General features: G+C 70.4%; 8 protein-coding genes and 1 tRNA gene. 3 read left to right on the top strand and 6 right to left on the bottom strand.

Annotated features, from left to right (window positions below):
- Positions 1–36: 36 nt before the first annotated feature.
- The 4 genes from VGD44_RS25745 to VGD44_RS25730 form a co-directional block, all read right to left on the bottom strand.
- A complete protein-coding gene (locus VGD44_RS25745) occupies positions 37–2,697 on the bottom strand; it encodes a valine--tRNA ligase (protein WP_331091526.1) in 2,661 nt (886 codons plus the stop codon).
- Between the two features lie 193 nt (positions 2,698–2,890).
- A complete protein-coding gene (locus VGD44_RS25740) occupies positions 2,891–3,454 on the bottom strand; it encodes a DUF2497 domain-containing protein (RefSeq protein WP_331091524.1) in 564 nt (187 codons plus the stop codon).
- Positions 3,455–3,567: 113 nt separating this feature from the next.
- Complete coding sequence (locus VGD44_RS25735; RefSeq protein WP_331091522.1) at positions 3,568–5,139, bottom strand: TolC family outer membrane protein; 1,572 nt, start codon at positions 5,137–5,139, stop codon at positions 3,568–3,570.
- A 121-nt stretch (positions 5,140–5,260) separates the two neighbouring features.
- Positions 5,261–5,824: a protein-L-isoaspartate O-methyltransferase gene (locus VGD44_RS25730; protein WP_331091520.1), complete on the bottom strand. Its 564-nt coding sequence runs from the start codon at positions 5,822–5,824 to the stop codon at positions 5,261–5,263.
- A gap of 189 nt (positions 5,825–6,013) precedes the next feature.
- On the opposite strand from VGD44_RS25730, the gene VGD44_RS25725 reads away from it, so the two are divergent.
- Positions 6,014–6,087 (top strand) — tRNA-Cys (locus tag VGD44_RS25725).
- Between the two features lie 7 nt (positions 6,088–6,094).
- Here VGD44_RS25725 and VGD44_RS25720 read toward each other — a convergent pair.
- On the bottom strand, positions 6,095–7,465 hold the full coding sequence (locus VGD44_RS25720; protein WP_331091517.1) for an FAD-containing oxidoreductase: 1,371 nt from the start codon (positions 7,463–7,465) through the stop codon (positions 6,095–6,097).
- Entirely contained in the window at positions 7,462–7,926 is a 465-nt protein-coding gene (locus VGD44_RS25715) for a DUF4126 family protein (RefSeq protein ID WP_331091515.1), read from the bottom strand. The genes VGD44_RS25720 and VGD44_RS25715 overlap by 4 nt, the downstream gene beginning before the upstream one ends.
- A 51-nt stretch (positions 7,927–7,977) precedes the next feature.
- Between VGD44_RS25715 and VGD44_RS25710 the strand changes: the two genes are divergently transcribed.
- The gene (locus VGD44_RS25710; protein ID WP_331091513.1) at positions 7,978–8,694 is read left to right on the top strand and encodes an SDR family oxidoreductase; all 717 of its coding nucleotides are present in this window, start codon (positions 7,978–7,980) and stop codon (positions 8,692–8,694) included.
- A 110-nt stretch (positions 8,695–8,804) separates the two neighbouring features.
- On the top strand, positions 8,805–10,448 hold a 1,644-nt coding region (locus tag VGD44_RS25705), incomplete at its 3' end, for a VWA domain-containing protein (protein WP_331091511.1).

The raw sequence follows: 10,448 nt of genomic DNA, 5'->3' as shown, positions 1-10,448 counted from the left end.
ACGGTCGCGGGCGAAGTCCCCCGCTAGCGCCGAGGCCTAGACGCTCTGCAGCCGCGCCAGCGCGCCCTCAAGCTTCGCCTTCGCCGCCTCGGCTTCGGCCAGGCGTTCGCGGTTCTCCTCGACCACCTCCTCGGGCGCGCGGGCGACGAAGTCGGGGTTGCCGAGCTTCTTTGCGGTCTTGTCGATATCGGACGCGAGCGTGGCGACTTCCTTGGTCAGGCGGGCGCGTTCGGCGGCGATGTCGATGAACTCGGCGACCGGCAGGGCCAGGGTGGCGCCGTCGACGACGTAGGGGATCGAGCCCGCGGGCGCGGCGTCGACGAACTGGACGTCGGAGACGCGCAGCAGGCGGGCGACCAGGGCGGCGCTGGCGCCGAGGACCGCGCGCTGGCCGGGACTGGCGTCGACCACCAGCAGCGGCGGCTGGGCCGATAGCGGCACGTTCAGGCCCTGGCGGACCGAGCGGCCCTCGGTGATCGTCTCGATGATCAGGCCGATCTCGGCGTCGGCGGCGGGGTCGACGAGGCTGGCCGGCAGGTCGGGCCAACGCGCGGTCATCAGCTGGGCTTCAGAGCGCGCGGCGCCCAGGTCGGCGGTGTTCTGCCAGAGCTCCTCGGTGATGAACGGCATCACCGGGTGCAGCAGCTTCAGGATCACGTCCAGCGCCCAGGCGGCGGTGGCCTGGGTCTCGGCCTTGGCGGCTTCGTCGACGCCCGTGAGCAGCGGCTTGGCGAGCTCGACGTACCAGTCGCAGAACTGGTTCCAGATGAAGCGGTAGAGGACGCCCGCCGCCTCATCGAAGCCGCAGTCGGCCAGCGCCGCGCCGACCGTTGCGGCCGTGCGCTGGGTCTCGCCCACGATCCAGCGGTTCAGCGGCGCCTTAACGGCCGCGGGGTCGAAGCCCGCGGAGCGCGCGCAGCCGTTCATCTGGCAGAAGCGCGTGGCGTTCCACAGCTTGGTGCCGAAATTGCGATAACCTTCAATGCGCTGGCGCGAGAGCTTGATATCGCGCGCCTGGCCCGACATGGCCGTCAGCGTGAATCGCAGGGCGTCGGCGCCGAACTCGTCGACGAGCTCCAGCGGGTCCATGACGTTGCCCTTGGACTTCGACATCTTCGCGCCCGAGGCGTCGCGGACGAGCGCGTTGATGAACACCCGCTTGAACGGGACCTCGCCCGTGAAGTGGATGCCCTGCATCATCATGCGGGCGACCCAGAAGAAGATGATGTCGAAGCCGGTGATCAGGGTGTGGGTCGGGTAGAACCGCGCCAGGTCGCTCGTCTTTTCCGGCCAGCCCATCGTCGAGAACGGCCACAGGCCCGACGAGAACCAGGTGTCGAGGACGTCCTCGTCCTGGCGCAGGTCTGTCGGCCGCCCGTAGTGCTCCTCGGCCTGGCGTTTCGCCTCGGCTTCCGTCTCCTCCACGAAGGCCTTGCCGTCCGGGCCGTACCAGGCCGGGATCCGGTGGCCCCACCACAGCTGGCGGCTGACGCACCACGGCTGGATGTTCCGCATCCACTCGAAGTAGGTCTTCTCCCAGTGCTTCGGCACGAAGACGGTGTCGCCGTCTTCCACCGCCTTGATGGCCGGCTTGGCCAGCACGTCGGCGGCGACGTACCACTGGTCGGTGAGGTAGGGCTCGACGACGACGCCGGAGCGGTCGCCGTGCGGGACGGTGTGGCGGGTCTTCTCCACCTCGCGCAGCAGGCCGGCGGCCTCGAACGCCTCGATGACCTTCTTGCGGGCGGCGAAACGGTCCAGGCCCCGGTACTCCGGCGGGACGTTGTCGTTCATCCGCGCGAAGTCGTCGAAGACGTTGATCATCGGCAGGTTGTGGCGCTTGCCGACCGCGAAGTCGTTGAAGTCGTGCGCCGGGGTGATCTTCACCGCGCCCGAGCCCTTCTCGGGGTCGGGATACTCGTCGGCGATGATCGGGATCGGGCGGCCCACGATCGGCAGGCGGACGGCCTTGCCGATAACGGCTGTGTAGCGCTCGTCGCTCGGATGGACCGCCACCGCGGTGTCGCCCAGCATCGTCTCGGGACGCGTGGTGGCCACGACGATCTCGCCCGAGCCGTCCTCAAGCGGATAGGCGAAGTGCCAGTAGTGGCCGTCGACCTCGCGCTGTTCGACCTCCAGGTCCGAGATAGCCGTCTGGAAGTGCGGGTCCCAGTTCACCAGCCGCTTGTCGCGGTAGATGAGCTTCTCCTTGTAGAGCGTCACGAACACCTTGCGGACCGCGGCCGAGAGACCCTCGTCCAGGGTGAAGCGCTCGCGCGACCAGTCGCAGCTGGCGCCCAGGCGGCGCAGCTGGTTGACGATCGTCCCGCCCGACTGCGCCTTCCACTCCCAGACCTTGGCGACGAAGTCGTCGCGGCCCAGGTCGCGGCGCGACTGGTTGCCCTGCTCGGCCAACTGACGCTCGACGACCATCTGGGTGGCGATGCCGGCGTGGTCGGTGCCGGGCAGCCACAGGGCCGCCTTCCCCCGCATCCGCTCGAAGCGGATCAGCACGTCCTGCAGCGTGTTGTTCAGCGCGTGGCCGATGTGCAGCGACCCGGTCACGTTCGGCGGCGGGATGACGATGGAGAACGGCTCGGCCGTGGGGTCGTCCGTGGGCGCAAAGCCGCCCGAGGCCTCCCAAGCGTGGTAGAGGCGCGGTTCGGCGGTCTTGGGGTCGAAGGTCTTGTCGAGCATCTGAGTTTTCTTGCGGCGCCGGGGGTGCATACACACGCACCGCCCTGAGCGAAAGCACTCCCTCCCTTAATGGGGAGGGACAGGCCGCGTCAGCGGCCAGGGTGGGGAAGTGTGGCCGGAGTGCCGAGGTCGGGGAGGATCGACGCCTCCCCACCCTGCTCGCCTCCGGCGAGCCATTAAGGGAGGGAGGCGACTACCGTACTCGGGCGCGGGAGATGCGTTCGACTTCGGTCTCGACGGCCTGCTGCACGATGGCGGGCAGGTTGTCGTCCAGCCACTGCTGGAGCATCGGGCGCAGCATCTCGCGGACCACGTCCTCGAGCGTGCGGCCCTCGGCCGGCATCAGAATCCCCGAGGACAGGCGGCCGAAGGTCGCCGCCGCGGCGGCGGCCACGGAGGCGCTGACCAGGCCGTCGTCGGCGGGCGCAGGCAGCGGGGCCTCAACGGCCGACTCAGGGATCGAAAGCTCGGCCTCGGGCTCCGGCTCGGCCGGCGCCGGCTCGGCCTCGACGAAATCGAGGTCGCCGTGCGTCTCCACCTTCTGGGTCAGCTCGAGGTCCCCGTCGTCGTCCCCCTCCTCGCCCGCGACGCCGGCCGCGGCGCGGATGGCCGCGATCTGGTCGTCGATGCGCGGCGGCGGTTCTGCCACGGCGGCCGCCTCGGGCTCAGGCTCCGGCTCGGGCGGCGCGGCCGCGCCTTCGGCGGGGGCCTCATCCTCGGAGATGATGCGGCGGATGGAGGCAAGGATCTCCTCCATCGTCGGTTCTTGAGAACTCTGTTCGGACATCACCCTGCCGCCGCAATTTGAATCTGCGCCTTAGAGCCTAAGCGCGCGGGGCCGTTCGTGCAATTTCCGCAACTGCCGGAGCGTCAACGGGTCGCCGGGGCCGGGGCGACGGCCGGCGCGGGCTGCAGGCCCGGGGCGATCGGCGCCTCGACGGGCTTGTCGTCCGGGGCCTTGGCCGGCCAGGGCGTGGCCAGGCTGTCGACGATGCCGATCGGCTCTTCCCAGGGCACCCAGCCCCAGGTCATCCGCAGCTTGCGGAAGTTCTTGGCCGAATCGTACTGCGGCACGGTGGGCGTCAGGTTGCGGCCCTCGAGCCGGCCCATGGTGGCCAGCACATTGGCGGCGGCGACGTATTCGTCGCGGCGCGAGGTGACCTGGTTGAGTTCGGCCTGGCGCAGCTCCTGCTCGGCGTTCAGCACGTCGATGGTGGTGCGCAGGCCCACCTGCTGCTCCTGGCGCGTGCCTTCGGCGGCGATGCGCGCGGCGCGCACCTGCTCCTCGGCCGAGGAGATGTTGGCGCGGGCGGCGATCAGCTGGCTCCAGAACTGGGTCACGCCCTGCAATACGTTGCGACGCACGCCCTCGACGGTGATCCGGTCGGAGTTGTTGCGTTCCACGGCCTGGCGGATCCGCGACGAGACGAGGCCGCCGGAGAACAACGGCACGCTGGCGTTCAGGGTGGCGGTGACACCGCGGGCGTACAGGTCCCGCTGGAACGCATCCGCGGGGCGATCCGGAAACGCGGGCCCGCTGAACCCGTACGTGACCTGGCCGCTCACGGTGGGCATCCGCTCAGCGCGCGCGCCCGCGACGCGAGCGCGGCTGGCCTGCTCCGTGTAGTGCTGGGCTCGGAGCTGCGGGTTGAACTCCTCGGCGACCTTGTAGGCCTCGTCCGGATCGGTGGGCAGCAAGTAGGCCAGCGAGGGCTCGGGCTCGAGCTCGCCGGGGTTCTGGCCAACCAGCGTGGCGTACGTGGCGCGCGTGATGGCGAGTTGGGCGACCGCCTGCTGCAGCAGGGCCTGGGCCTGCGACAGGCGGGCCTGCGACTGGGCGACGTCGGTTCGCGTGACCTCGCCCACGTCGAACCGCGCCTGCGACTCCTGGAGCTGGCGGGTCAGCACGTTGACGTTTTCCTGGCGGATGCGGAGCGCTTCCTGGTCGCGACGGGTATCCGAGTAAGCCTGGATCACCGACACCAACACCTGCGACTCGACGCGGCGCAGGTTCTCGCGGCCGGCGAGGACATCGGCGTTCGCCGCGTTCACCGCCGCCGCCGTACGGCCGCCCGTCCAGATGGGTTGATTGAACGTCAGGCCAACGCGAGCCTGGTTGCTCTCGCGAATCCCGAAGTTTCCGAAACTGTCCGGAATGCCGTCGGCGTTCGTATCGAGCCCGGCAGCATTCTTCGGCGTGCGCACCTCGTTGTAGGTCAGCGAGCCGCCCATGCTCAGCGTCGGCCGCCAGCCCGTGCGGGCCTGTACGTAGTTCTCGTCCAGGGCGCGCTGGGTGGCGCGCTGGGCCTGGAGGGTCGGGTTGTTCTGGTAGGCCAACGCCAGGGCGTCGGCGAGGGTCTCGGCGGACGCCGGAAGGGCGGCGCTGAGGGCGCCGGCACACACAGTCGCGGCCAACAGGCGGCCACGGAAGTTCATCGACATTGTTATCCCCGATCTCGCGAGAGACGCAGCCTTATATGCCGTCGTCTGCCGTTTGGACCAAGCCGCGTCACCTTAAGCTTTTTTCACACCCCGGTTTCGGCGGTGTTTCAGACAGCCGGAACTAAAAGGCGAAACCGTGGTGCGCCTCGAAACCGGCCAGGACCGGCGGAAAGGCGTCGAACAGGTCGCGCCGGCCAACGCCGTCTTCGGCGCGCACATAAAGGCAGGCCTTGCCTACGGGCCCATCCCGCTCGACCACGCCCAGCCGACCGTTCGTCGCAAGGGCTGCGGTCCAGGCCTCGGGCGCGCGGGCCACGGCGCCTTCGCAGATAGCGAGGTCGAACTGGCCGCCGGGCAGCGGCTCGCCGGCCTCGACCCGGGTCACGCTGACCCCCAGTTCCTCTAACACCGCCGCAGCATACGGCGCGCTGATCGCCAGCGCCGATTCGCCCGGCATCGGGCGCAGCGCCTGCAGCAGCTTGCCCACGTCGCGCGGCTTCAGCAGCCAGCGGCCCGGCGCGTACTCCACCTCGATGTCGGTGTAGGCCAGGTGCGATTTCGTCTCCGGCACGAAGCGCTCACGCGGGATGGCGCGCATCGCGTCGTGGATGCGCACGTCGGTGACGTCCTGGGTGCGCACCTGGCTTTCCACCATGTTGAGGCGGGCGGCGGCGAAGTCGGCCATCGGGAATCCTTGAGGGCGTACGGTGTCTTGGCGCGGGTTATAGGCGCACGCGTCGGGAAGGCAATTGCGGCCTAAGGGCCGTTCTGTTAGCACCGCGCCTCACCTCTGGAGCATGACAGCCGGAAGTGGATGCCGGTTCTGGCGCCCGTCATGCTCCAATCAAAAGTTTAGGGCCCTTCGGCCCTAGGCGGCCTGATGGCGGAGTGGTGACGCACCGGACTGCAAATCCGTGAACCCGGGTTCGATTCCCGGTCAGGCCTCCAACCTTCCCTAAGCCAGTTCGCCCAGCACCGTCGGGATCAGCTCCGAAACCGTCGGGTGGATGTGCACCGTGCGCTGCAGGGTCGTGTAGGGCTGCTTCGCCGACATGACGTCGAGGATCGCGTGGATCGCCTCGTCGCCCTCCACGCCCAGGATAGCGGCGCCCAGGATGCGGTCCGTCTTGGCGTCGACGACCACCTTCATGAAGCCATGGGTCTCGCCCTTCTCCACGGCGCGGCCGACGCGGGTCATCGGGCGGCGGCCGACCCTGACCTGGTGGCCGGCGGCGCGGGCGGCTGTCTCCGTCAGGCCGCAGCGGCCGAGCGGCGGGTCGACGAAGAGGGCGTAGGTCTCGATCCGGTCGCTGACCCGGCGCGGATCGTTGTCCAGCAGGTTGGCGGCCACGATCTCGTAGTCGTTCCACGAGGTGTGGGTGAAGGCGCCCCGGCCGTTGCAGTCGCCCAGCGCCCAGATCCCCTCGACGTTGGTGCGCAGCTGGTCGTCCACCTGGATGAAGCCGCGGGCGTCCGCCGCGACGCCGGCCGCGTCCAGGCCCAGGTCGTCGGTGTTGGGCCGCCGGCCCACGGCGAGCAGGATGTGGGAGCCCACGACGGACGGCGCGCCCGCCGTGCAGTCGACGCCTACCTCGACGCCGTCGGCGTGGGCGGCGAAGCGGAAGCAGGCGGCGTTGGTGCGCACCGCGATCCCCTCGCCTTCCAGGATCTCGCGGACGGCGTCGGAGACCTCGGGGTCCTCGCGGCCGATCAGGCGCGGGCCCTTCTCCAGCACCGTCACTTCGGCGCCGAAGCGGCGGTACATCTGGGCGAACTCCAGGCCGATGTAGCTCCCGCCCACGACCACCAGATGGCGGGGCACGGCCTCGAGCTCGAGGATCGAGGTGTTGTTCAGCGTCGGCACGTCGTGGACGCCGGGCATGTCCGGAATGACCGCGCGGCCGCCGACGTTCAGGAAGATGCGCGGGGCGGTCAGGCGTTCGCCATCGACGTCCAGCTCGTGCGGGCCTGTGAACCGCGCCTGGCCGCGGATGAGCTCGCAGCCCTTCATGCCGCCGATCCAGGCCTCGAGGCCGCGGCGGGCGTCCATCGTCACCTTGTGGGCGCGGGCGCGGACCTTCGGCATGTCGATGCCGACGGGGCCGGTCAGCACCACTCCGTAGTCGGCGGCGCGACGGGCGACCTGGGCCGCCTTGGCGCTGGCGACCAGGGCCTTTGTGGGCATGCAGCCGGTGTTCACGCAGGTGCCGCCCAGGTGCTTGCGCTCGATCACCGCGACGGACTGGCCGGCAGCCGTCAGCCGACCGGCCAGGGCGGGCCCCGCCTGTCCGGCCCCGACGACGATGGCGTCGAAGGCGCGGGTCACAGCAGGAAACAGACGATGGCGGCCGCGCCGGCCACGGCGACGAGGTCTTCCAGCAGCGCCGCGGGCAGGTCGCGGCCGAAGGCGCGGGCCAGTGCGCCCCGCCCGGCGGCTCCGCCGTACGTGCCGGCGACGGCGCCGACGATCCCCAGGCCGGCCCCGATGGGCAGGACTCCCGCCGAGGCGCCGATGGCCGCGCCCGCGAGGCCGCCCATGAGAAGGCGGGCGCCGAACTGGACCGGGACCTTGCGGCTGGGCGTCTTCGGCAGCTTGTCGGAGACGAACTCGAAGACGGCCGCGGCCGTGGCGATCCCGACGGCGATCACGGAGCCCAGGACGGCCAGCGGGGTGCCCGTGAGCTTGAGCAGGCCCAGGAACGCGGCCCAGCACACGGCGGCCACCGGAGTCAGGGCGCGCAGACCGGCGATCACGCCCAGCAGCAGCGCCGCGAGATAGACGGTCATGGCCCCTCCTCCAGGGATTGAACATCCGGTGCGCGCACCTTAACCGAAGCCATGGCGAATGCGCTCCCCCACATCCTGGTCACCGGCTCCACCCGCGGCATCGGCGCCGCGATCGTCGACAGCTTGCGCGGTCGGGCGCGCGTGGTGGGGCATGGACGGACGGACGGGCCCGAGGTGGTCGGGGCGGACCTCTCCGACCTGGCGGCCGCCGACCGGCTGTGGCAAGCCGCCCTCGCCCGGCTGGACGGCCGCATCGACGTGTTGGTCAACAACGCGGGCGTGTTCGAGCCCGTCTCGGTGGATGCCTCGCTGGAGGACTGGCAGGCGGGCTGGACGCGCACGATGCAGATCAACCTGCAGGCCTCGGCCGACCTCTGCCGCGCCGCCATCCGGCACTGGCGCGAGCGCGGGACCGGGGGGCGGATCGTCAACATCGCCAGCCGCGCCGCCTACCGCGGGGACTCGCCGGCCCACTGGCACTATGCGGCGTCGAAGGCGGGCATGGTGGGCATGACCAAGTCCATCGCCCGCGGGTTCGCGGCCGAGGGCATCCTGGCCTTCGCCGTCTGCCCTGGCTTCACCATGACCGGCATGGCGGAGGACTACCTGTCGAGCCGCGGCGGCGAAAAGCTGCTGGCCGACATCCCGCTGGGTCGCGTCGCCGATCCGGCCGAGGTGGCGAGCGCCGCAGCCTACCTCGCACTCGAGGCCCCGGCGTCGATGACCGGGGCGGTGATCGACATCAACGGGGCCAGTTTCGTGCGCTAATTACGCGCGTCATTTTTAAGCCGCCATCCCGGCGCGACCTTCGCACTAACCCCGTTTTCCCGCGGGGAACGTAGTTGCGATCAGAGGAAGCGAGAAAAGGGAGTTTCCGGATGGCCCATCGCCTGCGTGTCCTGTTCCTGACCGTGTTGACCGCCCAGGCCGGGCTGCCCGCCGGCGCCCAGCCCGAGCGGACGTTCGACGGCGCGCCGAGCCCAGACGCGTGCGCCGCGCTGGGCTACGCGACCTCACCCCGGGACGAGGCCCGCGGCGTTGGTGGCGGCGCGGTGGGCTACGCCCGCAAGGTCGCGCCGAGCTACGCGCCGCCTCCGCCCCCGCCGCCGCCCGTGCCGTCGATCGAACGGCGGCTCCAGGGGCCGCGTGCGCAAGGTCCGAGCATCCCGCCGCTGCCAGTCCCGCCTGTCCAACGGCGCGCCGACGCGTCGAAGTCGAAATCCGAGGTTCAGGAGGTGGTGGTCACCGGCAGTTTTGGCGCGGTGGCGCCTGCCACCGTGGCCGAGAGCGTCGTCATCAGCAAGCGGGCCGCCGCGCCCAGCGCGCTGGCGCCGACCTATCAGCGCTATCCCTCCCAGCCGCTGGACACCGAGCGCTATCCGACCGCCCAGGCCAACCCGATCAAGCGGGTCGCCGAGGAGCCGGTCTCGACCTTCTCGGTGGACGTGGACACCGCCGCCTACTCCAACGTCCGCCGCTTCCTGACGGAGGGCCAGCGGCCGCCGTCCGACGCGGTGCGAGTCGAGGAGCTGGTGAACTACTTCGACTACGGCTACGCGCGGCCCGAGGACCGGGCGACGCCGTTCAGCTCGTACGTGGCGCTGGCGCCCTCGCCGTGGTCCGAGCAGCGCCAGATCCTGCACGTGGGCATCCAGGGCTTCGATGTGCCGCGCGCCGAGGCGCCGCCGCTGAACCTGGTCTTCCTGATCGACACGTCCGGCTCGATGGCGTCGGAGGACCGCCTGCCGCTGGCGCGCCAGTCGCTGAACCTGTTGATCGACCAGCTGCGGCCGCAGGACCGGGTGGCGATGGTGGCCTATGCGGGCTCGGCCGGCGCGGTCCTCGGACCCACCGACGGCCGCCAGAAGCTGAAGATGCGCTGCGCCCTGGGCGCCCTGCATTCGGGCGGCTCGACGGCCGGCGGCCAGGGCCTGGCGCTGGCCTATGCGCTGGCAAAGGAGAACTTCGACCCCAAGGCGGTCAACCGCGTGATCCTGCTCACCGACGGCGATTTCAACGTGGGCGTGGCGGACCCCGCCAAGCTCAAGGACTTCGTCACCGACAAGCGCAAGGACGGTGTCTACCTGTCGGTCTACGGCTTCGGGCGCGGCAACTACAACGACACGATGATGCAGGCCCTGGCGCAGAACGGGAACGGCACGGCCGCCTACGTCGACAGCCTGCAGGAGGCGCGCAAGCTCTTCCGCACCGACTTCACCAAGTCGCTGTTCCCGATCGCCGACGACGTGAAGGTGCAGGTCGAGTTCAACCCGGCGCAGGTCTCCGAGTACCGGCTGATCGGCTACGAGACGCGGATGCTGAACCGCGAGGACTTCAACAACGACCAGGTCGACGCAGGCGAAGTGGGCGCCGGCGCCTCGGTGACCGCCCTCTATGAGATCACGCCGGCCGGCGCGCCGGGCTCGTCCGACCCGCTGCGCTATGGACGCGCGGCGCCGGCGCCCGGTGGCGGGAGCGAGCTCGCCTTCCTCAAGATCCGCTACAAGCTGCCCGGTCAGGGG

Source organism: Phenylobacterium sp. (assembly GCF_036402295.1).
GTDB lineage: Bacteria > Pseudomonadota > Alphaproteobacteria > Caulobacterales > Caulobacteraceae > Phenylobacterium.
Note: the sequence above shows the minus strand (reverse complement) of the source record. Positions and strands in the feature narration are given on the sequence as shown.

What these genes read in the sequence shown, in the direction of transcription:
- VGD44_RS25745 (WP_331091526.1), bottom strand. Translation starts at nt 2,697, where the DNA reads ATGCTCGACAAGACCTTCGACCCCAAGACCGCCGAACCGCGCCTCTAC.
- VGD44_RS25740 (WP_331091524.1), bottom strand. Translation starts at nt 3,454, where the DNA reads ATGGAGGAGATCCTTGCCTCCATCCGCCGCATCATCTCCGAGGATGAG.
- VGD44_RS25735 (WP_331091522.1), bottom strand. Translation starts at nt 5,139, where the DNA reads ATGTCGATGAACTTCCGTGGCCGCCTGTTGGCCGCGACTGTGTGTGCC.
- VGD44_RS25730 (WP_331091520.1), bottom strand. Translation starts at nt 5,824, where the DNA reads ATGGCCGACTTCGCCGCCGCCCGCCTCAACATGGTGGAAAGCCAGGTG.
- VGD44_RS25715 (WP_331091515.1), bottom strand. Translation starts at nt 7,926, where the DNA reads ATGACCGTCTATCTCGCGGCGCTGCTGCTGGGCGTGATCGCCGGTCTG.
- VGD44_RS25710 (WP_331091513.1), top strand. Translation starts at nt 7,978, where the DNA reads ATGGCGAATGCGCTCCCCCACATCCTGGTCACCGGCTCCACCCGCGGC.